This is a genomic window from Rhizobium sp. 01N48 (assembly GCF_056399145.1).
In genome coordinates this window covers 305,144-328,020 of sequence record NZ_JBFTQT010000001.1, presented here as the reverse complement: position 1 = coordinate 328,020, position 22,877 = coordinate 305,144, and the positions used below count along the sequence as shown (strand labels likewise).

Here is a 22,877-nt window from a genome sequence, read left to right as displayed (position 1 = left end):
ACGCCCCCTATATAGGCAATTTCAAAGCATTGTGTATGAAATCGGAGGAGTATCATGGCACCTGCAATCGGCGACGCCGCGCTCGGCAACTGGACGACGCGCACCTACCACCGCGACTGGCTCGTCGCCCAGGCCAATGGCCTGTTCGATTTCTTCCAGCATGATTCCATCAATCCCAAGGGTGGGTTCTACGATCTCGACGATACCGGCAAGCCGCTCGACGCGGAGGGCCAGGTGCGCGGCATCCACATCGCCGCCCGCGCCGTCCATTGCTTCTCGATCGGCACCCTGCTCGGCCGCCCCGGAGCCTCCGATGTCGTAGACCACGGCATGCAGTACATCTGGAACCACCACCGGGACCAGAAGAACGGCGGCTATTTCTGGTCGCTGAACAATGACGGCCCGGTCGACACCAACAAGCAGGGCTACGGCCACGCCTTCGTGCTCCTCGCCGCCTCCTCCGCCAAGACCATCGGCCACCCGCTCGCCGACGGCATGCTCGCCGATATCACCGAGGTACTGAACACCCGCTTCTGGGAAGAAAAGCACGGCGCCATCGCCGAGGAATTCACCGCCGACTGGCAGCCGCTCGACGGCGGCACCTATCGCGGCCAGAACTCCAACATGCACCTGACCGAAGCCCTGATGGCCGCCTTCGAGGCAACCGGCAACCGCGATTACCTCACCAAGGCCGAGAGCATCGCCGACCTCGTCATCCGCCGCGCCGCCGGCTCCGTCGACTGGCGCGTCGCCGAGCACTTCGACACAGAGTGGAAGCTCGACAAGAACTACTATCACCCCAACGAAATGTTCCGCCCGGCCGGCACCACGCCCGGCCACTCGCTGGAATGGGCACGCCTGCTGTTGCAGCTCTGGGCGCTCGGAGGCAAGAAGCTCGAATGGCTGCCGGATGCCGCCAAGGGCCTGTTTTCGCAGGCAATGGCGCTCGGCTGGGACGACGAAAAGGGCAGCTTCTTCTACACGCTCGACTGGGAGGACCGCCCGGATAAGCGCCAGAAGATGTGGTGGCCGGCTTGCGAGGGTGCAGCCGCTGCCCACTATCTCAACGAGCACCTGCCGAGCGACTACCACGAAGAGAGCTACCGCAAGATCTGGAACGTCATCGAGCGCCGCTTCATCGACCACAAAAACGGCGGCTGGCACGAGGAACTGACGGAAGACATGATCCCGGCACACACCATCTTCCCCGGGAAGGGCGACATCTACCACGCCCTGCAGGCCTGCCTCATCCCCCTCTTCCCGGCCACTGGCAGCCTGACCAAAGTCATCCCCGAAGCCGGCGGCAAGATCTGATAACGGACAAGGCGGCGCCGCATCGATGGCGCCGTCTTCGTTCATGACGACGGAATACGCGGCTCCTCGACCAGATAGAACTCCGGGACCGGCGTGACATCGGAAACGAAGAATCCAAACCTCGATTGCTCGCCTGGATCGAGATGCCCGTCATCGAAATTCAGCCGGTCGAAACTCTCGAACCGGCTTTCGAAATGCATGAAACGGCTGGACGAGATCAGCGCCGGATTGGGATCGGCCTGCCCGAAGGATAGCCCGTCATAGAAATCGCTGGGCTTGCCGCGGATTTCCTGGAGCTCGAAGCCAAAGCCGATCCACGCCAGCCCGCTCCGGTTCACCGCCACCACGCGCAGATGAAACGAGCCGGGCACCGTTGTCTTCAGCTCGGCGGGTTTGGCGAAGCGGATCACCAGCGTCACCGGCGCAAGGCTGTGGAACGCCTCGCGGATCTCGATCGGATCCTCCCGCGTTCCCGCGCCTGATATGGACAGGATGCGGAAGCCGCCGAGTTCGTCGGAGAACGAGTATTCCCCCGCATACCACCGACCGTCATCGGCCGGCCCGGCGCTGATCAGTGCCAGGGAGAGCAACGCCGCGAGAATGCGCAAACGACGCGTCATCGATCCTGTTCCCTGATCGTGATGTGCCAGCATACATGCAATTTCAGCGGCGTGCGATGTGCAATGCCTTCGAGCCGATTTCCACGCGCGCGAACCTTTCATCGGTGGTACGCTGACGCCTGGGCATCCCAACGAAACATGTGAATGCAACGCAGGAGCGGAACATGACGACAGTTTTCGTACGGCATGAGGTTTCGGACTATGCGGCCTGGCGCAAGGTGTATGACGGCTTCCGCTCGGTGCAGGCGGCAAACGGCGTGATATCAGAGGCGGTCTACCAATCCGCCGACAACCCCAACGACATCACCGTCACCCATGAATTCGCGACATCAGAGGCCGCAAAGGCTTTCATGCAACTCGAGGAACTGCGCTCGGCTATGCGCACCGGCGGCATCCTCGGCGCCCCGACCGTCTGGCTGGTCGAGAAGGCGTAAAGCCGCTTCCTGCGCGAGATATCGTCGGCGCGCAAGGAAACTCAACGGGCATGGCCGGCGTGCAGCCCCACCGGCCAATCGCCTAGATCAGAGATCGAACTGCCAACGCGACTGTTCGAACGCATAGGCGTTCCCGCGGGTCACGACATGGCCGACCGCCGGGAAGGCCAGGTGCATGCCGGAAACGCCGATCCTGTCGACGGCCGCCCTGTCGAGCATCGTCTTGCGCGCCTTGCCGGCAAGATCGGGATCGACGTCGAAGCCCACGCCCCATTCCGGCCGGGCGAACTGCAGATGCGGGAAGTGGACGATATCGGCCCAGATCAGGTGCTCCTGATCGCCATCCGATAGATGCAGCCCGCTATGGCCGGGCGTATGGCCGAACAGCTCAAGCACCCGCACACCGCCGACGATCTCCTGGTCGTTGCGGTCGAACAGCGTCGTCCGCTTGGCATAGGCCGCAGCCGACTTCCGGAACAGATCGAACCAGCCCTTCTGGAAATCCGGCACCTTCGACTGCGCCGCCTCATCGGTCCAATAGGCATGCTCGCGCGCGTGGACGAAGAGCTCGGCGTTTGGGAAGGCCGCCTGCCCCTCCTTCGTCAGCATGCCGGCAATATGGTCGGGATGGCCGTGGGTCAGCACCAGCGCATCAATCTCCGCTGGCGTGATGCCGGCGGCGGTGAGGTTTTCCCAGATCTTGCCGGTGTGCTGCCCCGGCCCGGGCCCAAAGCCGGTATCGACGAGAAGACGCTTCGATGGCGTGTCGATGACGAAGGTGTTGACGATGCAAGGCAGGTCGCCTGTGGGCAGGAAAGCCTCGCGTGCCAGCGCATCGGCCGCTTCGGGCGTGGCGCTTGGAACGATGGCGAGCGGCAACGTGCTGTAGCCATCCGCGATCGCCGTCACGGTGATGGCGCCGACAGTCCAGCGGTAGACACCGGGCACCTGGCCGGGCGCCTTGGATGTGTGCTGGGTTTGAGCGGCGGATGCGGGCACGGTGGCGCCCAGTGCTGCGGCGCCGGCGGTGGTGACGGCAACGGCGGATAGGAAGTCTCGACGGGAAGTATGGGTCAAATCGCACCTCTAGGCGTTGAATTCGTCGCGACTATCGCACCGATCAAAAATATGCGTAATTCGACAAATCAGTGCATCACCCGTTCAAATTTGTTAGCCTAGTCCACTGACAGCCCCCTGGAGCTCTTGAATGGATTGGAACGACGTCCGTATTTTTCTTGCGATCACGCGAACCGGCACGCTTGGCGCCGCCGCCCGGTCGCTCAAGCTCAGCCATCCCACGATCGGCCGCCGGCTGCAGGCGCTTGAGGATGCGCTGGGCCAGAAGCTCTTCCTACGGACCAATGACGGCTTGCTGCTGACCGACGAGGGAAAATCGATCCTGCCGCTGGCGGAGCAGATCGAAGAGAACGCGTTGACCATGGCGCGCCGGCTTGCCGGCAAGGACCAGCCGCTCGACGGCACCCTGAAGATCTCCTCCTCCGACTGGCTCGGCACATGGATCCTGCCGCCGGTGCTCGATGCCTTCGCTCGTGCCCACCCAATGGTCGGCGTCGAGCTGTTGACGGAAACGAGGCTCTTCAGCCTCACGCACCGGGAAGCCGACCTCGCCTTCCGCGTCGTGCCATTCGACGAACCCGATGTCGTGCAGCGCCGCATCGCAACACAGCACTTCTCCGTCTACGCCGCCGAAGGCAGCGACCTCCTGGGAAAGGATGGCGAGATCACCGGCATCATCGAGGATCCCTCCGCGCAGACCGCCTCACAGCCGAGTTGGCTGAGGCAGAGGTTGCCAAACACCAACGTCGTGCTTCGGTCCAACAGCCGCACGATCCAGGCCACCATGTGCGCCTGTGGCATCGGCATCGCGGTCCTGCCGCAAGCGATTGGCGACACAATGCCGGGGCTGCGCCGGATCGATCTCGGCGAAGCTCCGCCGAGCCGGGAGTTATGGATGGGATACCACCGCGACCTGCGCACGCTCGGGCGTCTCAGGGCTTTCGTCGACCTCGCGATCTCGCATCTGGCCGACTGACCGCCCGATTAGGCCAGACGCAGCGCGTCCAGATCCTTGGCCAGCATCAGCGCCAGCGCCTCTACGACGAGATTGTGGTCGTCGCGCTGCGGCAGGCCGGAGACGGTGACCGAGCCGATGCAGCCGGTGCCCTTGACGTTGATCGGGAAGCTGCCGCCGTGCGGCGCGTAATCGGCGTCTGAAAGACCATTGTCCGCAACCGTCTTGCCCTTGGCCTTGAGGTCGAGGCCGATGGCGTAGCTGCTGCGGAAATAGCGCAGCACCAGATTGCGCTTGCGGCGCACCCACTGGACATTGTCAGGCGTGACACCGGGGAGAGCCACGTAGAAGACCGGCATCGAATGCAGGTTGATATCGATAGCAATACCCAGGCCGCGCTCCGAACCCAACTCCTGCAACAGCTTGCCCAGCTGCCATGCCGTCGCCAGATCGAAATTGTCGAAGCTCAGCACCTTCTCCTGTTCGGCAATGCGCGCAAGGTCGTCGTCCGGCATGGTCATGTCTGCTTCCTCTCCTCAAATGCTTTTTGCTGAGCATCGTCAGGAGAGCGAAAAAGTAAAGCGGAATCGTGGTGATACGCTATGCAGGGCGACGGCTAGGGACAGGCCTCAGCCCGCTGCCTGCATGGGTGCAAATCGGCTCATCTCGCCGAGAAACGGCTTGGCAAGCGGCGCCGCATAGGAGCCGCGCTTGCTGGTGGATAGGCCCAGCGACACCAGCGCCTCGGCCTGCTTGACGGCCGCGGCAACGCCATCGACCACGGGCACGCTATAGATCTCCTGCAACTCGCGCGCCAGATCGGTCATCCCCGCGCAGCCGAGCACGATCGCCTCCGCGCCATCCTCATCAAGCGCCCGCTCGATCTCGGCGCGCAGCTTGCCGATCGCGCCGGACGCCTCGTCCTCCAGCTCCAGCACCGGAATGTCAGACGCGCGGACCTTTGCCCGATCGCCCATGCCATAGCGACGCACGAGGTTGTCGATCAGCACCCGCGAGCGCTCCAGCGTCGTCACCACGGTGAAGCGCTGCGCAAGAAATCCGGCGGTGGCGACGGCGGATTCGCAGAGCCCGAGCACCGGCACATCGGCGAAACTGCGCGCCGCCTCCAGCCCCGTATCATCGAAGCAGGCGATGACGGCGGCGTCATAGGTCCCCGCCCGCTCCTTTAGTTCGGTCAGCAGGCCGGGAATGGCGAGCGCCCCGTCATAATGCCCCTCGATCGACACCGGTCCCATTCGCGAGGTGGCGGCGATGATCTCGGTGCCGCTGGCGGCAACGAGCCGTGCGGCGGTCGCCGCCTTCTCGGTCATGCTTGATGTCGTGTTCGGATTGACGATCAGGATGCGCATGAGATCAGATTGTCTTTGCCTGACGTCCGCGCAGCATCATCATGATGCCGAGCGCGACGAGAATGATGGTGAAGGAGAACAGCGTCGTCACCGTGCCCAGCGCGTAGAGCACCGGCGTCGTCACGTTGGTGGTCATGCCGTAGATCTCCAGCGGCAGCGTGTTGTAGCTGCCTGAGGTCATCAGCGTGCGGGCGAATTCGTCATAGGAGAGCGTGAAACCGAACAGGCCGACGCCGATCAGGCTGGGCGCGATCATCGGCAGCACGACATGCACGAAGGTCTGCCAGGAGCTCGCCCCGAGATCGCGCGCCGCCTCTTCGTAAGCCGGCGAGAAGCGGTTGAAGACGGCGAACATGATCAGCACGCCGAAGGGCAGCGTCCAGGTCAGGTGCGCGCCGAAGGCCGACGAATACCATGCCGGCCTCAGCCCGCCCTGCTGGAACACCACGCCGATGCCGAGCGAGATGATGATCGACGGCACCACGAGGCTGGCGACTGTCGCGTAAAACAGCAAGGTGGCGCCACGGAAGCGGCGGCGGAAGGCAAGGCCCGCCAGCAGCGACACCACGACGGTGACGACCATGACCATCAGGCCGAGCGAGAAGGAGCGGCGGAACGAGGCTCCGAAATCGCCCACCGCCTGCTTTTCGAACAGGTTGAAGAACCAGTGGACGGAGACCCCGTTGAGCGGGAATGTCAGGCCGCCATCCGGCCCCTGGAAGGAGAGGATCAGGATTGCCGACAGCGGGCCGTAGAGGAACAGCACGAACAGGAGGAAGAAGGCGGCGAGCACGTAGAATTCGAGCGTGCGCTTTTCGTGGCTCATCTCAAAGCTCCTTGCGGATATCGACGACGCGCAGGATGGCGGCGACCATCATCAGCACGACGATCAGAAGCACGACGGCATTGGCGGCGGCGGCCGGATACTGCAGCAGCGACATCTGGTTCTTCATCATCAGCGCCACCGAGGCGCTCTGCCCGCCGGACATGACCTGCACCGTCGAGAAATCGGCCATCACGAGCGTGACGACGAAGATCGAGCCGATGGCGATGCCGGGCTTGGCGAGCGGGATAACGACGTTCCAGAGGATCTGCCAGCCACTGGCGCCGGCATCGCGCGCCGCCTCGAACAGCGAGCGGTCGATCCGCATCAGCGTGTTGAAGATCGGCGTCACCATGAACAGCGTGTAGAGGTGCACCATGGCAAGCACCACGGCGAAATCGGAATAGAGCAGCCATTCGATCGGCTGCGGGATGATGCCCATCTTAATCAGCGCCGAATTGACCAGCCCATTGCGGCCAAGAACCGGGATCCACGAGATCATGCGGATGATGTTCGAGGTCATGAACGGCACGGTGCAGACCAGAAACAGGATCATCTGCGTCGACGTGCGGCGGATGTGGAAGGCGAGGAAATAGGCGACCCAGAAACCGATGAAGACGGTGAGCGCCCAGACGATGACGGTGAATTTCAGCGTGTTCAGATAGGTTTTCCACGTGACCCACGAGCCGAGCGTCTCCGCGTAGTTCATCGTGAGGAAATCAGGATAGAGACCTGCGAAGTCGTAGTCCCAGAAGCTGACCACCGCGATCATCAAAATCGGCAGGATGAAGAAGAAGCCGAGGATCAGGATCAGCGGCGTCGCCTGGAGATAGGAGGCCGCCCACGGCGCCAGCCGAAAGCCCGGGCTGCGCACCCGCTCGGTCGTCTCGTTTGTCTCTGCTGAAGCGATCGTTGCCATCGCTTATCCCTTTTCCAGTTGGCATTGCGTTGCGTGGTGCCCCCCCTCTGCCCTGCCGGGCATCTCCCCCACAGGTGGGGAGATTGGCTGGGCGCAACCGCTCACTCCACGCTCGTTGCTTGGGCAGGGAGCAGGCCACGAGCCGATCTCCCTCCTTGTGGGGGAGATGTCCGGCAGGACAGAGGGGGTAACCCACGGCAGAACCTCCCCTCCCGTAGTGGAAGGGGAAATCCCAGATCGCCTTAAGCCGCGATGAACTCGTTCCAGCGGCGAACCATGTAGCGGTCCTCGTCCATGACGGAGTTCCAGCACGCGACGTGACCCATGCGCTCTTCGAACGAGCCGCCGTCGCGAACAGCGCCGGCCTTCTCCATGACCTTGCCTTCAGGCGAAAGGATATCGCCCTTGGCGGCCTTGCCTTCGATCCAATAGCCCCACTCGTCCTCGGTCATGAAGCCCTTGGCGGTGTCCATGCAGGCCGAATAGTAGCCCTGGCGGTTGAGGTAGCCGCCGACCCAGCCGGAGGTGTACCAGTTGATGTACTCATAGGCCGCGTCGAGCTCGGCGCCCTTGAGGTGCGAGGCAAGGCCGAGACCGCCGCCCCACGAACGGTAGCCTTCCTTGAGCGGCTGATACTTGCAGGCGATGCCCTTGGAGCGGACGGCGGCGACAGCCGGCGACCACATGGACTGGATGACGACTTCGCCCGATGCCATCAGGTTGACCGACTCGTCGAACGACTTCCAGAAGGCGCGGAACTGGCCGTCCTGCTTGGCCTTGATCAGGAACTCGATCGTCTTGTCGATCTCCTCCTTGGTCATGTTGCCCTTGTCGGCGTACTTGATGTTCCCCAGCGCTTCCATGATCATCGCGGCATCCATGATGCCGATCGACGGGATGTTGAGGATCGAGGTCTTGCCCTTGAACTTCGGGTCCATGATATCGGCCCAGCTGCCGATCTCGCGACCGACGAGATCGGGACGGATGCCGAGCGTGTCGGCATTGTAGATCGTCGGCATCATGGTGAAGAGTTCGGTCTCGCCCTTGGCGAAGGTCTTGGCATCGGCGCTCTCGACATAGCCGACCGTGTGCGGCGCGGTGCCCTGCGCGATCACGCTATCCGGCTTCAGCTTGCCGTTCTTGAAGAGCGGAACGACCTTGTCGTAATATTTCAGCTTCTTCACATCCATCGGCTGGATGACGCCGGTCGGATAGACCTTCTTCAGGATCCAGTATTCGATGTCGGCGATGTCGTAGCTATCGGGCTGCGTGACGGCGCGCTGGGCGGCGGCGTCGGAATCGGTCGCCGTCATCTCGAGCGTGATACCGAGGTCCTTCTTGCACTGCTCGGCAATGGCGTTGATGTTGGAGACGCCGGTGCCGAACTGGCGAAGCGTGATGTTGGACTGCGCCCAGATGGTCGGGAAACCGGTGATGAGCCCGGAGCCTGCGGCAGCACCGAGGGCGGCGGCACCCGTCTTCAGCAGGCCGCGGCGCGACACGCCCTTCTCAAGCAGACCCTTCTTGGTGGTTTTCGTTGTATCAGTCATGTCAGTTCCCTCTGGTTTTTGTGGTAATTGAGATTCATGCCGAAACGCGGCCCAGGAGAACGGCGTCCTCCAGGGCCCAACTCAGGGACACCGCATCGCCGACCGATGCGGGGTTGGCGAAATAATCGCCGTCGGACGCAATGACGGTGAAGTCATCGCTGCCCGCGCCGACCACGGTGATCTTCACCGAGGCGCCGCGATATTCGATGTTGGAGACGATGCCGTTGAAGCCGAGCGTCTTGTCGGTGGCGCTGGCCAGACGTACCCGGTCGGTGCGGATGCCGATATCGACGACCTCGCCGACCTCCCTGCCCGCGCCGCGCACCGTAAAGCCCTGCCCCTCCGGAACCTCGAGCGTGATCACGCCGTCCTTGGCCGATGTCACGCGGCCCGTCAGAACGTTGTGATCGCCCATGAAGCGGGCCACGAAGGCGGTGGCCGGCTCCTCGAACACCTTGCGTGGGGTGGCGGCCTGCTCGATCTTTCCGTCGTTCATGATGACGATAATATCGGCGAGCGCCATCGCCTCTTCCTGGCTGTGCGTCACATGCACGAAGGTGATGCCGAGCGTCTTCTGCAGCTTCTTGAGTTCCGCACGCATGCGGATCTTGAGAAACGGATCGAGCGCCGACAGCGGCTCGTCGAGGAGCAGCGCCTCCGGATCGGTGATCAGCGCGCGCGCCAGCGCCACGCGCTGCTGCTGGCCGCCGGAAAGCTGCGCCGGACGCCTGTTCGCATAGGCCTCCATCTGCATCAGCTTCAGCATCTCCAGCGCCTTGGCCCGCCGCTCCTCCTTCTCGACACCCTTCATCTTCAGGCTGAAGGCGACGTTGTCGATCAGGTCGAGATGCGGGAAGAGCGCGTAGGACTGGAACATCATCGCCGTGCCGCGCTTGGCCGGCGGAAAATCGGTGACGACGGTGTTGCCGAGGCGAATATCGCCCGACGAAATGCTCTCGTGCCCAGCAATCATCCGAAGCGTCGAAGTCTTGCCGCAGCCCGATGGCCCCAGGAAGCAGCAATAGGAGCCAGCCGGTATCTTCAGGCTGATTGCGTGCACGGCGGTGGTGGCGCCATACACCTTCGAAACGGATGCTATATCGATCTCTGCCGCTTTCGACATCGTGTCTTCCCCTGTTCGAGGAATACGATGCATTCGCCGTGCCAGTTTCTGCTGCAACGCATCAAGTCATTACGAATATTGAATTTTCTTCCAAATATCCAAATGACTAAAATTCAAGCCCCGGATATGCCTGCACATGAAATAGGCTTTCGTCTGCAATTTGCGCAAATAATCGTATACAATTTGACCGCTGCATTGCTCGCAAATTCCGTTTAACTTTTCGGCTGAATATGGCTATCATCGGCCGATCACAGGACATCCAGCTTCATGAACTCCGCAGCCAACGCGCTTCTGACGACCGACGAGCCCGCTGAAACAGGCGCGCAACAGATCCGCGACGCCATTCGCGACGCGATCGTCGAACGTCGCCTGTCGCCGGGAACCAAGCTGTCGGAAAGCGATGTCGGTAATCTCTTCAACGTCAGCCGCACGCTGGCGCGCGCGGCCCTGCAGGCGCTCTCCTATGAGGGGCTTGTTAGCGTTGAGAAGAACCGCGGCGCCTTCGTGGCCTACCCCTCGCCCGATGAAGCCCGCCAGATCTTCGCCGCCCGCCGGCTGATCGAGCCCGGCATCCTGCGCGAGGCGGCAGCCAGGATCACGACATCAGAGATCCAGCACCTACGGCAACTGCTGCTCGAAGAAAGCCGCCTGATAAGCGAGCGCGGCCAGACGGCCCGGCGTGCCGAAATCAAGGCATCGGGCGACTTTCACCTGACGCTCGCCGCCATCTCCGGCAACGCGATCATGCAGCGCTTCATGGAGGAGCTCGTGGCCCGCTCCTCGCTTGTCATCGCGCTCTACGGCCAGTCGACCATATCGAGCTGCGGCCACAACGAGCATGGCGATATCGTCTCGGCGATCGAAGCCAAGGATCTCGACCGCGCCTGTCACCTCATGCTGCACCACATCGCGCATATCGAGGCGGACCTCGATCTACGTGAGCGCAAGGGACAGGGACTGAAGGAAGCGTTCGACCTCTAGGTCGCGTGTGGCGCATCAATCGAGCGCCAGAAAGAGCCTAAATCAGAGCTCTGGTGAGAGACGCGGCCGCCGAAGCGACCGCGGCATCGTAAAATCAACCGCGCGAGCGGCGTTCGTCCGGAACGACGGCAACGGCCACGATATCGGGCGTTCCCGTCGCATGCAGGCGCTTGCGCACCAGCACGCCCATGACGCGAGCGGCGGTCGAAAACGTCATCTGGTCCAGCGGGCCTTCGCCCTCCCAGGGTTTCGTCAGTCGCTCGGTAACGGCGCCGACGATATTCATCGGCACGATGTCGTCGCATTGGCGCATGGCCTCGAAGACGCTGCTGATCGGAACAACCCGGCCTTCGAATGTGACGATCGGCTCGGTCAGTTCCGCATCCCACTCTTCAAACGCATAAAGAGCGTCGCGAAAGAGCTCTTGAAGGGTGAACGGGGCGTGCCCATTGTGAAGTGGCGGCAAGGCATTCGACATGTCTGTCTCCTCTTTGCAGGGATAAAGCCAATTCCTCCTTATCGGTCCGCATTAACGCCGAAAGCAGAACTCAAGTTCCCGGCCGGACCGAATAACACGATCGATGTTATAATGTAATATACGCGTGATAAAGCGCTTTTCTGCCGCAGCCTGGCCACAGCTGTGTCCACAAAAAGATAAGCCGTTGATATCCAAGCGAATATCAACGGCAATCTTTTGGTAACTTAGATTAACGAAGGGGCGGCTCGCGCTACTGGGCGATCGCGAATGTAACGTTCACCTGGATGTTGTAGCTGCTTTCGCCGCCCTGGATCGGCACGGCTGAATCGGCCTCCGACTTCATCATAGCCGCCCGCATGACGGGCATCGGCTGCGGCCGCGGACCGTTTTCGTTGATCTCGATGACAGTGCCGAGCTTGACGCCGGCGGCAGACGCAAGCGTCTTCGCCCGCGCGATGGCATCGGCCACCGCATTCTTGCGCGCCTCCTCGACGGCGCTGTCCGGCTTGTCATTGGTGAACTGGATATCGCCGCCCTGATTGACGCCGAGCGTCACCGACTGATCGATGATCCCGCCGAGCTTGGAGAGATCGCGCACACGGACCGTCAGCGCGTTGGAAACCTGGTAGCCGATGAGCTCCGGCGGCAACTGCTGCCCGTCGGTCCCCTGCGGATAGCGATACTGCGGCTGCACGGAAAAGCCCGACGTCTGCAGATCCCGCTCGGCGATACCGGCCGTCTTCAGCGCCGCGAGCACATCGCTCATCGCCTTGTTGTTATTGTCGAGCGCCTCACGCGCTGTCTTCTCCTGCTTGACGACGGAGAAGGTCAAGACCGCCATATCAGGCGCCATCGTCGCCCGCCCCTCGCCGATCACGGTGATGACCGCCTGGCGCGGCGCATCGGCCGCAAATGCCGGCAGAGAGGCTGCGGCAAGCACCGGCAGGCTGAGAAAGAGACCGGTGGCAAAGCTTTTGGTATTTGGAAATGGCATTGTTTCACTCCCCGATTGTGACTTACCGATCCCTCTTGCCGTTTGATTGTGAAGCTATTGCGGCAATGACTTGTGACCGCTCTTAAATTGCGTTAGACGCAACGAGCACCGGCGAACCATTGCGCCGCTGCCAGGCGCCGTCACAGTCGCCAGGGCCTGTAGCTCAATGGTTAGAGCCGGCGGCTCATAACCGCTTGGTTGGGGGTTCGAGTCCCTCCGGGCCCACCATCATTTTCAGTAACTGCTTGATTTTTATCATCTTTTCCGCTTGAGTGTCCCACTTTTCTAAGTTGGCCTCGGAAAGTGGGACACTTTTGTTCTCGCTTCGATCTGGGATGAGGAGCTTAGCGCCATCCTTTGCAAGCACCTTTCGGCGCGCTGCGCGGGTGTAAAGATCGGCCTGCTGACTCGTGGTCCATCCGAAGATTGCTTTAAGTTGGTCGCTCGTTGCTCCATTTTCAGCAGCGATCGACGCTCCCGCCTTGCGAAGGCCGTGCGCAGAACAATGAGGCAATTCTGCCTCATTGCACCACTGCCGCATCTTGTTGCCAAGCCCCTTCTCCGAAAACGGCTTACCGTATTCGGTCACAACGAAGGTCATGCGGCCAGCCGCGACGCTATCAAGTTCGGTGGCGAGATCAGGCAGAAGCGGCATGTGAACCTCCACACCGCTCGAGCCGCTAGTCTTCCCCGGCCTGATTCGGATCCAGCCTTCCCTTAGGTGTTGCTTCCCAAGGATGGAGGCATCCGACAACCGAAGACCGGTGAACATGAAGATGGCCAGCGCTAGGCGCGCCATTGTTCCTGGCTTATGCTTGGCTTCGAACTGCTCAATCTCTTCTAGCGTCAACGTGTGGAAGCCGTCGCCCGACTTGAGGCGCTTAATGCCATTGCATGGGTTGGCCTTCGCCTCGCCGCTGCAACCGTTCTCCTCCGGTTCGCTGGGATCAGCGTGCAACAAGCACTGCTTTCAATCAACGTAAATCTGGCCAAGTGGCTAAAATTGGGTGTGGACGAACGGCTGCGTTTTATACTGGGCGGCCAAAATGCTCACCGTTGACGGCTATTCAATTTTAGGCAGTATATTGCATTTGCACGTATTTATAAGAGAGTTGCAACGTTCAATCTGGAGAGTGCTATGGGGCAGAACGACATCATGCAGTTGATATTCGGCAGGGTGGATGCGCTGAACGGATATTGGAACCTTTATATTGCCGTTTCGCTTGGAATCCTTGGCATAATGGCCAGTGGGAAGAAGTTCACAAAGCAGCCATCGATCAAGATCTTGCTGACAGTAACCTTTATCGTTTTTGCTCTGTCGAACTGGGACGCTATCTCAGGCACGAATGACCAGCGGCGAGAGTTGATCAAACTCGCCGCCACTCCCTATGCCACGGTAGCACAGCTGACCGCGCCACCAGCGTATTGGGTACTTGCATTCTACCACGGCTTTCTTGATCTACTTGTAATCGGTGGGTTGTGGCTTGTTCCATGGCCTAGCGACTGACCTTCGCCGCAGTGAGTTCGGCGCGGCGCTGCTGAACGCAGGCCTACATCTGGAGGAGATAGAAGCATGAGCCAATTCGTTGACGACATTGATGCCGCACTGAAGCGTCTGGTCGATCTCAGACGATCCATCATTCCCAACATAGGAATAAGTCCAACCGCTATGGATGAACTCGCGTCGATTCAGGCAACCTTGTCTGGCCTAGTAAAAGCGCGAGACCAAGAAGAGGAACTGGCGAAAAGTCGCTCCGTGTTCGATGCAATCAGCGACACGATGTGAGCCCGGAAATCGGGCGGCCCGACGACCTCCCTTCCACTTACTTCCCCATCGCCTCCCGCCACGCCCATGGCAGCGGCGAGGAGGATGTTTCCCCAGAATGCCAACGACTTCCAGATGAAAGTGCGCCAGTTGGCGACGATTTTCGGCATCGTGGGATGTCCTGATGGTTGAGTGTGGTGCGATCTCAGGGGGAAATCGAGAAGCTAACTTAAGCTGAAGGTTGAGACCGTGGAGGTTGTAGTGTATCGCTCCGGATAACTCTGGAGGGGTGATGAATAGGGCCACTGACTATCGTGCAGACATTGATGGCATGCGCGCCATTGCCGTCATCGCCGTCCTGGTTTTTCATGCCTATCCGCACCGACTGCCTGGCGGCTTTCTTGGTGTAGACATTTTCTTTGCGATCTCTGGGTACCTAATCACCGGCATCATTGCCCGCGGTATTGATCTCCAGACTTTTTCGCTTCTGGTTTTTTATCAGCGAAGAATCCGTCGCATCTATCCAGCGCTAATAACGGTTTTGATTGCCACGTTGCTTGCGGGGCTCGTGGTCTTAACCCCGACGCAGATGCATCAACTTGGGTGGCACATCATGGGTGCCGCCTTCTTCATTCCAAACCTCCTATTATGGAGCGAGGCTGGATACTTCGATGTACGCTCGGCGACTAAGCCCCTGCTTCATCTTTGGTCACTAGGTGTAGAAGAGCAGTTCTATATCGTCTGGCCGGTCCTGCTTGTAGTTGCCCACTGGCTGCGGCTGAATCGGATATGGGTGATGGCGATCGTCCTAGGCGCGTCATTGATCTATAGTATTCACCTTGGTAATCACTCGCCGACTGCAGCTTTCTACTCGCCGTTCAGTCGAGCATGGGAGCTTGCTTTTGGGGGAATACTTGCATGTTCAGGGCCCTTATTTCGTTCCGGGCGGGCCAAAGCTGTGATGGCTATCATCGGAGCGTGTATGACACTTATCGCGCTAACCATGGCAAACGAAGCGACGTTTTCCATCGCCTACATTGTGCTGGCGGTTATCGGCGCCGGCCTACTGATATCCGCCGGATCAGATAACGTTATTTCCAGATACGCATTGTCGGCTCGGCCACTCGTTGCCATCGGCTTAATCAGCTACCCACTTTACCTTTGGCATTGGCCCATCCTGGTGTTCGCGAGGAGCGAGTATGAACAGATTCGGAGCATCGCCACCCTTCTTCTTTTAGCTGCCGCTCTGGTCTTGGCGGCTTTCACGTATCTTCGGATCGAGCGCCCTGTGCACAGTTTGCACCTAAACAAAATTGCGACTGGTCTTTTTGTTTCGCTTCTGCTGCTTGGTTTCGCTGGCGCAGCAACAAGTAGAGTAGATATCAGATCACTGACGTACCCCGCTGAAATGCGAGAGATACTCGCCTATTCTAGCTATTATTTCAGAACGCCGTTGGTTGGCACGTGCTGGTTGTACAAGCCAGATCAAACGTATTCCGATGAATGCGATTTCAAGGCAGTTTCCTTCTCGCCGAGGATTGCGATTTGGGGAGACTCACATGCTGGTCGCCTCGAACCCGGGCTTTCCATCGCCGCACAAGGGAAGGCGACAATCACTCTGTTCGCTGCAGACTCCTGCCCACCAATACGAAATTTCGAGAAGTGCTCTCAATTTACGGACGCCGCTCTTACTGCAATCATACGAAACAAGCCGGACATTGCCATTCTGTTCGCTAGATGGTCCTTCTATTCCAAGAGCTACATCGATGCCCCTGAAGCGGACGGCCTAAATTTCTACCTAGATGCTCTTGAGCGATCAGGGATCAAAGTTGCAATTATTGGTCCGTTTCCCGAATACCCAGGCAACCTACCTGATGTCATTTACGGACAGTGGGTGTCTGATAAATCACGCGGCATACCAACAGATATACCCAACATGCCGAAACTGGTGTCGACAACGACAGACAAGGATTTGCGATCCTTGGCGAGAAAACGAAACATCCCATATCTCTCGTTAGTTGATCTCTTCTGCAACAACGAAAGCTGTGCGACATCGTGGTCAAGCCGCCCATCCGATCTTTTATCGTGGGACTACGGCCACCTGACCACCGATGCGGGCAAATATATAGGCGGAGTGATTTTCCGCAGCAACCTACTGCGCACCGAGATACTTGACCGTCAGTCGGTTCATAAGTGAGCTGTCAGCTGTCGGAATTGTCACCGTTCCACCCGTGCTTTGGAACAGGCCAAAGTAGACTTTATCGCCCGGTCCCATAGCCATAACCGTGCTACCGCTAACGATTGGCTTGTAGTTTGCATTGGCGGAAAGAACCTGACCTAAGGGCTGCAGAAAAACGCCTGACTCGTGCAGGATGCTTATCGAAGTGTGCTGAGCATATGCGCAGCCACGCCCGCTGAACTCCCAGACGCCAAACCTGTCTGACACGAAAGCACCATTCGCGTCGAATAGCGATTTCTTCCCGTTTTCACCCTTCATTTTGACCTTGACGAAAACGCCACCACATGCCGCACCAGTCACATAGATACTCTCAAAAGCACCAGGTGCGCGATAGAAGGGGCCGGCTACCTTCATGATCTCGCGAGCATACTCTAAGCCAGCGCGGACGTATGACTGCCCAGAGAAATGAAGATCAGGTGCGAGTGGGAAACACGATATCTCAGCGATTCCAACTCTCGGATCAGCATCTGCGATCGAGTGCAGGACTGCGTTGATGGGGTAATCCTGTGCAAGTGTTTCCCCAATGATAATCGGAGTTTCCGCGCTGATGTAGCCGTCGGCCGTCATACGAGACACGAGGTTAGCCCATGATGTCGCGTAATTGGCCGGCGCGAGATTGTCAGCCTCCCCCTGATGCCACATAAACGCATCGACCTTGCCCACGCCGGCAGCTGCAAGGACGGTTCGCATGCGGGCGTACATCGGGCCGGCCACTCCGACATTGTTCATCCACCACGAGATCGACTTGCCTTCGAAGGCCACGCGGATGAGGTTGATGTCCTCGCCGAACTCTGCGGACAGGTAGAGGCAGGCATGAACCATCATGTTGTTGCTGTTGTTGAACGGAGCAGTCGCTGGGCTTGCGGGCATGACAAAAGCATTCCCGAGACCGGTCATATTGGCGTTGTTCGGCGTACAGTTCCAAGCTTTGACAGATGCGGGGATGCCCCAGAGGCTACCGGGTGTAATGCCGACAGCATTTGATTGTCCCATTGCCAGAATGGTTTTCGTCAACGTGTTTATCCCCAATTGCTATGGGCATTGCCTGCGTCAAACGCGGTCGACGACAGCAGGATGCGGACTCTCGACAGCGTGTCCGGCAAGGTGACGACACAAGAACCGTCAGTTTTTAGAGCTGCGTTATCCTGGCCGGAAAAAAGAGACAGCATCCATTTGTTGCCTGCGAGGTGGGTGAATTCGATGTAGCCGTTGGTGGAAATTGTCGCCGCCCATACGTCAGCGAATAATGGGAGGCCAGATGAGGCATTCAGCCTCGCTGGCGAACTGGCCTGAGTGGCAACTGTACCGGCATATCCACTTGTAACGAATGAAGCCGCTACTCCGAGTTGGAAGATCGGTGTCACGGTTCCGTTCGTGGACAGGCCATCAAAGGAGACTCGACCACGACGAACTCCGGCGGGGATGTTGAAGGAGGCTTCTGTCAGGCCGTTGAGCAGAATTGATGTTGCCTCTGCCACTCCAGAGGCAGGCACATGCCGCAACACCCGCCAATTGCCCGATCCAAGTGATACCAGGTCGATGCTATCGCCTGCCGCCACCAGCAAGTTCGCGCCAGTCGGTGTTATCAGCGATGTAGCGTTGTAGGTCACCGTCAGTGCAGCCGCGAAGTAAACCGTCTTCGTGGTTCCAGCACGGATCGTGCCGAAAGACGTAATAGTCGTGGTGCCGGTGACACGGATGTTCCGCGACTTCACCGCCCCAATGTCGGTGGTTGCCGCAGAGGCAACATCGACTAGCGGCTGCGGCGCCAGCTCGACGCGGTCATTCGTGGTGTCAACGACCGCCACAAGGATATCTTGGGCGCCGTCGTAGAACCAAAGACGGGTTTCATTTGCGACCGATGTGTCCTCCCAGACCGTTCCCGCCGCCGCGTAGGCGGGGCGAGAAGATCCGGAATGTCCGGAAAGCAGCGCGTCAAAGCTGTCATCGATGCGCTGAGTCAAAACCGTCGGACTCGCCGGCCCGACGGTTGGTACAGACCAAGTTGTTGCTTGTGTCATTCTTCTTCGGTTTCCTTCTGTTTGTCATCTTGGGGTTGGTCCCTGAAGAAGTGCTTGGGCGCGATGAAGTCTTCGGCTCCGTAGAAGTCGGCGTCGGGGGTCTCGCGCCGACGGCCATGCGCGGGCCGTCGCGCGGCCGATGGGCCGTTCGTTTGTGTGGTCATTGATTTTCCTTGGGACAAAGGCGCTACGCTCTGGACGCGCGCCTCGCGTCAAGCTTCCATCTAAGGATGAAAAAGCTTGTTGCAGGTCTTGTTGGTTTTGTTGTTGGTCTGTTGTTGTTTGCAGTCGGCCGCCAAGTTTGGTTGGCTTTTAGCGCACAACCAGCAGGAACAATCGTCAGTGCAGCATTTCACTCGCTGGGAACGTTCCAGTGGTTGTACGACTACCAGACGCTGCTAACGGGACTGTTTGCAGGTGGAGGTGTGGCTTGGCAAATCAGGCAGGCGGCAAAAGTTGAAAGAGACCGCTTCGAAGCGGGTCGTGCGGCTGCCCGCGCCACCCTGCCGCTTAGTCTTAGTCAGGTATCTGAGTATGCAGAGCGAGTTTCGGCATGCATCCGTCCACTCCTAGAAACCAGCGTTCACGGCACGGTGAGGTCAGTTCAAGAGATGGCCTTACCGACATTGCCCAATGAGGCACTTGAAAATCTGCGATCAATGGTCGAGTCCAGCCATGAGGATGAGCGATCGTACCTCTTCAAGCTATTGAACACGCTTCAGGTGCTTACATCTAGGTCGCGCGGCCTCATTCTGGATCAACGAGCTGATCGGATCATTCTGGATCTAAACATTCATTCCATCATCATGAATTGCGCAGAGCTTTATGCATATGCATCCGGCCTCTATGAGTTCGCCAGAAACAAGAGTGAAGTCGTCCCTCAATTCATTTCAGCGCGCGATGTTGCTAGCGGTCTTTTTCTCACGAACGTTCATGGCGAACTGAGGGACAACCTCGTCGAACGATTTAACCTGAACGACGAGCGGCCCTATGACAGCCCCATCACGAGATGACCTCAACATTTCAATCGAAAAAATGCGTACAAATGCCCATCGACGTTTCCCGATTTTGCGCGTTTGCATGAAGTTAGATGCCCCTCTGGGGGCCAAAAAACGCAATGATTTCTCGCACGCGCGCATGGCGCGCGCGTGAGGAAAATCTGTATTTGCATACGCGTTGTGTTACCCCGCCGGTCCGTGACCTCGGTAGGGTGAGACCCTTGATGACCCCTCCCTGCCTTCCATCACCAGCCGATCACTCGGTCGATCGAGTACTCCGGTGCCCATACCTTGTCGCCGCTGTCGAGCTCCAGCTTGTAGGTTAGGTAAAGGGGATCACGCTTTCCGGGAGCTGCCGAAGCGAGGACTATCTTGCCAGTCTCGCCACGTCGCGTTTCGACGATGTCGCCGAGCTCATACTTGAATTCGATATTCATTGATTACCTACTTGATGATGCCGCGCCTGCGCATGGCTGCCTCGGCCCTGATGGCCGACGTGTTGGTATTGGATGCGCGGCCAGCCGTTTGGCAATGGTCTTCGCGCTCTCGGAGATGTCTGCATGCCGTTGCTCGCCTGGCAACTTGACGGCGCGGACAGCGGTGCGGCCTGCACCGACAGGACGCACTTCATATTCGCGGTGCTCACTGGACATGCGCATTACTCCTTGCGGCAGCGACAAACCGCGTCACACCATTCTCGTGGCCGGCGAAGAAAGATGTCCGCGCTGGGGCAAGATAGGTGACATGAACGTCTTCCCGCTCGAGACCGTCGACAATCTCTTCCATGGCGTCATAGGCAGCCTTGGCAGCATTGAGCGCGGCAATGAACGCGGCCACGCGCTGCCCGTATTCCGGCTTGACAATCTTGGCGGCAGCAACGCTGACAATTCCACGGCGATCGTCGCGACGACGGCGGATGATCTCGGTCGCGGCTTCCAGATCTGCTGCCCGCTGACGAAGCTCAACGAGCCGACGAGGACGATCGGTGAGCGAATGGTCGACGACGTCTCCAAGCAGCTCAGCGATGCCGGGACGGATGCCGGGCGCTTTCCTCGTGCGGATATCGTCTTCGAGCTCCAGAACTTGCCGCGAAGCCTCTGCGGCGTCCTGCGATAGCTGGTGATACTTCTCGGCCAGGGCCGAGTATTCCGCGTCGGCTTCGGCGAGTGAGGGGATACTGAACTGTGTTTTGGCCATCAAATGCTCCTGATGAATTTGGCGAACGCCGATCCGGGTATCCGCGTCGCAATGCGGGCCTTGTCGGATGGCTGATGATTGGCGAGGCTGCCTGGCGCCTGAAAACGCTGCGTGGTGCCGTAGGACCACGATAGTGCGATCTCTGGCCAGCCGTGCACGACTTCGAGCGTGACGCCGTCCATGTCCTCTTTCCGCGCCGCCATGCTCGCCAGGACTGCCAAGGCGATCTCGGCGTCACGCGGGATGGTGAGTGGTGCGCCGCTGACGTCTGCGCCGCCAGGTGTGGAGGAGAGGAGCGCCTGTGTTGCCTCTGCGACGTTCTCGAGCAGCGCGCGAGGCGACGGCAACTGCTAGGACAATTGCGTCTGCGCGGTCTAGCGCCGGCGCTCGTCCGGGGCCGCCCGCTGGCAGCATCCCAGTTTCGCGCAGACGCCTAGCTACGTTTTGCACCCGCGTCAGGCGCACGCCTGTCACGTCGCTGACGAGGCGATATGCTTGTGTCGCTTCCGTCATGCCGTGATCTACGCAAGCTTGTCGCCCGGTTGGGCGTAGAAGGTATAATCGGTATTCGCAGCCACGAACTGACGTGGGCCGGTCGACGCGTTGGGCGTGGGCCCGAGTGGTACGAAGGCGTCGATTGACGATCGAATGTTGAAGACTGGATCGCCAGCCACGTCGGACGACGCTGGGGCGGTATTGGTTGTGGTGCCAGGAGAAGCGAGCGTTTCGCTCCACACCGTCTTCCCTACTGCCGACAAGGTTGCCCATCGGTTCGTAGACGAGCCGGCGTAGCCGCACGCCGCATGGAGGCCTGCAAGTGCCATGGTAGTTCCTTTCGAATTTTTTGCTGATGCGCAGGCAATAAAAAAGACGCCGCGAGGGCGTCATGGGCAGCGGCGCGCGACCCAGAGGTGCCTTTAGGCCGCGAGCTCTGCCGATCTACCGCGCCATGGGAACGCGCGGGATGATATCTGCGTGGCGTACATCCGGCCTCCGCAAATGGAAAAGCCGCCCACGAGGGACGGCTTTGAATTTCCTTGCCTATAGCTTCATCAAGCCACGCTATTTGTAACACCCTGGCGAAAATTACTGTTCGCCACCTGCGCTCTCGCCCAAGCCATGGCCTTTGAGAGCATCGCGGCGCCCTTTCGGTCCTGATAGCGGCCTGTTGCACCGAATGCCTTGCCGATACCCGCAACGTTCTCCCGCGCCATCAACAACTCGATCACGTAGTCCACGTCGCGCGGCGGCTCGCCGAAATCAGGCTCTTCCGCTCGTAGAGGCGATCCGCGCGACTTCCCGGGTCGCGGCGTGCCGAGGCCAGATTCGGCGCCAATAAAGATCGCACCTGGCGCGACGACTTCGCCACACGCCCCGTAGGACCGAAAGTTATCTGATAGCTCGACGACCTCATTCTGTGGCAGGACGTCCATTCGGGTGTACCCGCAAGGTTGGGCCGGCTGCGGATCGCCGTCGCCTAGACGTGGCAACACCGCAGGCAGCGCCATATGTTCGCCGAGACTGATCCTCAGCTTAGACTTGCCGCGAGCCCCGTTTCGCCGGGTGTCCAGACCGCCGACGGATAGTGGCTCGTTGTCGTTCGCTGCAACCATGGCTTCCGGAAGACGTTGGCGAGCAATCAGCCACACAAGCTGCTCCCACCTTGTCCTGCTTTGCTGCCCAATTGAAAGCAGGCCGACCGCCTCGGTGGACGGGTTCTTTCGATTTCGGCGGTGTGTTGTCATTGGCCACCAGAAACTTGTCAGCTAGACGCTCCGCAGTACTGCGGGCCGATGCGGTGCGCAGGTGAGTAGGCATTGACATGAGAACTGCTCCTTCAAAGGAGGCGTTTGTTTCGGCCGCTTCCAGCAGCTCTTACTTACGGTAGCCGCGACGCGGTGATGTGTATTTAGGTTCTTGCGCGGGCAATCCCAAGTCCGCGCTGTGACGTTAAGTTTAGTCGCGAGGAACGCGTCAAGGGACAACTTCGGTTTTTGGCCGCGCCTCTTTGCTTGGCCG

Annotated in this window: 26 protein-coding genes and 1 tRNA gene; 9 read left to right on the top strand and 18 right to left on the bottom strand. The window is 59.6% G+C overall.

What is annotated here, in order from left to right; genetic code table 11:
• Positions 1-54: 54 nt before the first annotated feature.
• The gene (locus AC1DOG_RS01630; protein ID WP_477926573.1) at positions 55-1,314 is read left to right on the top strand and encodes an AGE family epimerase/isomerase; all 1,260 of its coding nucleotides are present in this window, start codon (positions 55-57) and stop codon (positions 1,312-1,314) included.
• Between the two features lie 41 nt (positions 1,315-1,355).
• Here the strand turns inward: AC1DOG_RS01630 and AC1DOG_RS01625 are convergent, their stop codons facing one another.
• On the bottom strand, positions 1,356-1,934 hold the full coding sequence (locus AC1DOG_RS01625) for a hypothetical protein (protein WP_477926572.1): 579 nt from the start codon (positions 1,932-1,934) through the stop codon (positions 1,356-1,358).
• 164 nt (positions 1,935-2,098) lie between these two features.
• On the opposite strand from AC1DOG_RS01625, the gene AC1DOG_RS01620 reads away from it, so the two are divergent.
• On the top strand, positions 2,099-2,368 hold the full coding sequence (locus AC1DOG_RS01620; RefSeq protein WP_477926571.1) for an antibiotic biosynthesis monooxygenase: 270 nt from the start codon (positions 2,099-2,101) through the stop codon (positions 2,366-2,368).
• An 87-nt stretch (positions 2,369-2,455) separates the two neighbouring features.
• On the opposite strand, the gene AC1DOG_RS01615 is transcribed toward AC1DOG_RS01620, so the two are convergent.
• A complete protein-coding gene (locus AC1DOG_RS01615) occupies positions 2,456-3,445 on the bottom strand; it encodes an MBL fold metallo-hydrolase (RefSeq protein WP_477926570.1) in 990 nt (329 codons plus the stop codon).
• A 130-nt stretch (positions 3,446-3,575) separates the two neighbouring features.
• On the opposite strand from AC1DOG_RS01615, the gene AC1DOG_RS01610 reads away from it, so the two are divergent.
• Positions 3,576-4,421: a LysR family transcriptional regulator gene (locus AC1DOG_RS01610; protein ID WP_477926569.1), complete on the top strand. Its 846-nt coding sequence runs from the start codon at positions 3,576-3,578 to the stop codon at positions 4,419-4,421.
• 8 nt (positions 4,422-4,429) lie between these two features.
• Here the strand turns inward: AC1DOG_RS01610 and AC1DOG_RS01605 are convergent, their stop codons facing one another.
• From AC1DOG_RS01605 to AC1DOG_RS01580, 6 genes are all read right to left on the bottom strand, one after another.
• Complete coding sequence (locus AC1DOG_RS01605) at positions 4,430-4,921, bottom strand: heme-degrading domain-containing protein (RefSeq protein ID WP_477926568.1); 492 nt, start codon at positions 4,919-4,921, stop codon at positions 4,430-4,432.
• Between the two features lie 108 nt (positions 4,922-5,029).
• A complete protein-coding gene (locus AC1DOG_RS01600; protein WP_477926567.1) occupies positions 5,030-5,770 on the bottom strand; it encodes an aspartate/glutamate racemase family protein in 741 nt (246 codons plus the stop codon).
• Between the two features lie 4 nt (positions 5,771-5,774).
• Positions 5,775-6,596, bottom strand: coding sequence for an ABC transporter permease (locus AC1DOG_RS01595; RefSeq protein ID WP_477926566.1), 822 nt, complete (start codon positions 6,594-6,596; stop codon positions 5,775-5,777).
• A gap of 1 nt (position 6,597) precedes the next feature.
• Entirely contained in the window at positions 6,598-7,512 is a 915-nt protein-coding gene (locus tag AC1DOG_RS01590) for an ABC transporter permease (RefSeq protein ID WP_112944338.1), read from the bottom strand.
• A 242-nt stretch (positions 7,513-7,754) separates the two neighbouring features.
• Positions 7,755-9,062: an ABC transporter substrate-binding protein gene (locus AC1DOG_RS01585; RefSeq protein ID WP_477926565.1), complete on the bottom strand. Its 1,308-nt coding sequence runs from the start codon at positions 9,060-9,062 to the stop codon at positions 7,755-7,757.
• A gap of 34 nt (positions 9,063-9,096) precedes the next feature.
• Entirely contained in the window at positions 9,097-10,185 is a 1,089-nt protein-coding gene (locus AC1DOG_RS01580) for an ABC transporter ATP-binding protein (RefSeq protein ID WP_477926564.1), read from the bottom strand.
• 267 nt (positions 10,186-10,452) lie between these two features.
• Between AC1DOG_RS01580 and AC1DOG_RS01575 the strand changes: the two genes are divergently transcribed.
• On the top strand, positions 10,453-11,166 hold the full coding sequence (locus tag AC1DOG_RS01575) for a GntR family transcriptional regulator (protein ID WP_477926563.1): 714 nt from the start codon (positions 10,453-10,455) through the stop codon (positions 11,164-11,166).
• 94 nt (positions 11,167-11,260) lie between these two features.
• On the opposite strand, the gene AC1DOG_RS01570 is transcribed toward AC1DOG_RS01575, so the two are convergent.
• Both AC1DOG_RS01570 and AC1DOG_RS01565 read right to left on the bottom strand, forming a co-directional pair.
• On the bottom strand, positions 11,261-11,644 hold the full coding sequence (locus AC1DOG_RS01570; RefSeq protein ID WP_113010393.1) for a BRA0787 family protein: 384 nt from the start codon (positions 11,642-11,644) through the stop codon (positions 11,261-11,263).
• Positions 11,645-11,894: 250 nt separating this feature from the next.
• Entirely contained in the window at positions 11,895-12,638 is a 744-nt protein-coding gene (locus AC1DOG_RS01565; protein ID WP_477926562.1) for an SIMPL domain-containing protein, read from the bottom strand.
• 152 nt (positions 12,639-12,790) lie between these two features.
• Between AC1DOG_RS01565 and AC1DOG_RS01560 the strand changes: the two genes are divergently transcribed.
• Positions 12,791-12,866, top strand: a tRNA-Ile gene (locus AC1DOG_RS01560).
• Here AC1DOG_RS01560 and AC1DOG_RS01555 read toward each other — a convergent pair.
• Complete coding sequence (locus AC1DOG_RS01555; RefSeq protein ID WP_477926879.1) at positions 12,823-13,437, bottom strand: tyrosine-type recombinase/integrase; 615 nt, start codon at positions 13,435-13,437, stop codon at positions 12,823-12,825. The genes AC1DOG_RS01560 and AC1DOG_RS01555 overlap by 44 nt on opposite strands.
• 339 nt (positions 13,438-13,776) lie before the next feature.
• On the opposite strand from AC1DOG_RS01555, the gene AC1DOG_RS01550 reads away from it, so the two are divergent.
• The 3 genes from AC1DOG_RS01550 (at position 13,777) to AC1DOG_RS01540 (ending at position 16,600) form a co-directional block, all read left to right on the top strand.
• Positions 13,777-14,145 carry a hypothetical protein gene (locus AC1DOG_RS01550; protein ID WP_477926561.1) on the top strand — a complete coding sequence of 123 codons (369 nt, stop codon included), beginning with the start codon at positions 13,777-13,779 and terminating at the stop codon, positions 14,143-14,145.
• 66 nt (positions 14,146-14,211) lie between these two features.
• The gene (locus AC1DOG_RS01545; RefSeq protein WP_477926560.1) at positions 14,212-14,424 is read left to right on the top strand and encodes a hypothetical protein; all 213 of its coding nucleotides are present in this window, start codon (positions 14,212-14,214) and stop codon (positions 14,422-14,424) included.
• A gap of 271 nt (positions 14,425-14,695) precedes the next feature.
• Entirely contained in the window at positions 14,696-16,600 is a 1,905-nt protein-coding gene (locus AC1DOG_RS01540) for an acyltransferase family protein (RefSeq protein ID WP_477926559.1), read from the top strand.
• Here the strand turns inward: AC1DOG_RS01540 and AC1DOG_RS01535 are convergent.
• From AC1DOG_RS01535 to AC1DOG_RS01525, 3 genes are read right to left on the bottom strand one after another with little or no spacing between them, the layout of a single operon-like run.
• Positions 16,556-17,656 carry a sialate O-acetylesterase gene (locus AC1DOG_RS01535; protein WP_477926558.1) on the bottom strand — a complete coding sequence of 367 codons (1,101 nt, stop codon included), beginning with the start codon at positions 17,654-17,656 and terminating at the stop codon, positions 16,556-16,558. The genes AC1DOG_RS01540 and AC1DOG_RS01535 overlap by 45 nt on opposite strands.
• A gap of 5 nt (positions 17,657-17,661) precedes the next feature.
• On the bottom strand, positions 17,662-18,663 hold the full coding sequence (locus AC1DOG_RS01530) for a hypothetical protein (protein ID WP_477926557.1): 1,002 nt from the start codon (positions 18,661-18,663) through the stop codon (positions 17,662-17,664).
• A complete protein-coding gene (locus AC1DOG_RS01525; RefSeq protein ID WP_477926556.1) occupies positions 18,660-18,827 on the bottom strand; it encodes a hypothetical protein in 168 nt (55 codons plus the stop codon). The genes AC1DOG_RS01530 and AC1DOG_RS01525 overlap by 4 nt, the downstream gene beginning before the upstream one ends.
• A 66-nt stretch (positions 18,828-18,893) precedes the next feature.
• On the opposite strand from AC1DOG_RS01525, the gene AC1DOG_RS01520 reads away from it, so the two are divergent.
• Positions 18,894-19,676, top strand: coding sequence for a hypothetical protein (locus AC1DOG_RS01520; RefSeq protein ID WP_477926555.1), 783 nt, complete (start codon positions 18,894-18,896; stop codon positions 19,674-19,676).
• 230 nt (positions 19,677-19,906) lie between these two features.
• On the opposite strand, the gene AC1DOG_RS01515 is transcribed toward AC1DOG_RS01520, so the two are convergent.
• From AC1DOG_RS01515 to AC1DOG_RS01500, 4 genes are all read right to left on the bottom strand, one after another.
• Complete coding sequence (locus AC1DOG_RS01515; protein WP_477926554.1) at positions 19,907-20,098, bottom strand: hypothetical protein; 192 nt, start codon at positions 20,096-20,098, stop codon at positions 19,907-19,909.
• A 205-nt stretch (positions 20,099-20,303) separates the two neighbouring features.
• Complete coding sequence (locus tag AC1DOG_RS01510; protein ID WP_477926553.1) at positions 20,304-20,858, bottom strand: hypothetical protein; 555 nt, start codon at positions 20,856-20,858, stop codon at positions 20,304-20,306.
• Complete coding sequence (locus tag AC1DOG_RS01505) at positions 20,858-21,205, bottom strand: hypothetical protein (protein WP_477926552.1); 348 nt, start codon at positions 21,203-21,205, stop codon at positions 20,858-20,860. The genes AC1DOG_RS01510 and AC1DOG_RS01505 overlap by 1 nt, the downstream gene beginning before the upstream one ends.
• Positions 21,206-21,910: 705 nt before the next feature.
• Entirely contained in the window at positions 21,911-22,603 is a 693-nt protein-coding gene (locus tag AC1DOG_RS01500) for a hypothetical protein (protein ID WP_477926551.1), read from the bottom strand.
• Between the last annotated feature and the right edge of the window lie 274 nt (positions 22,604-22,877).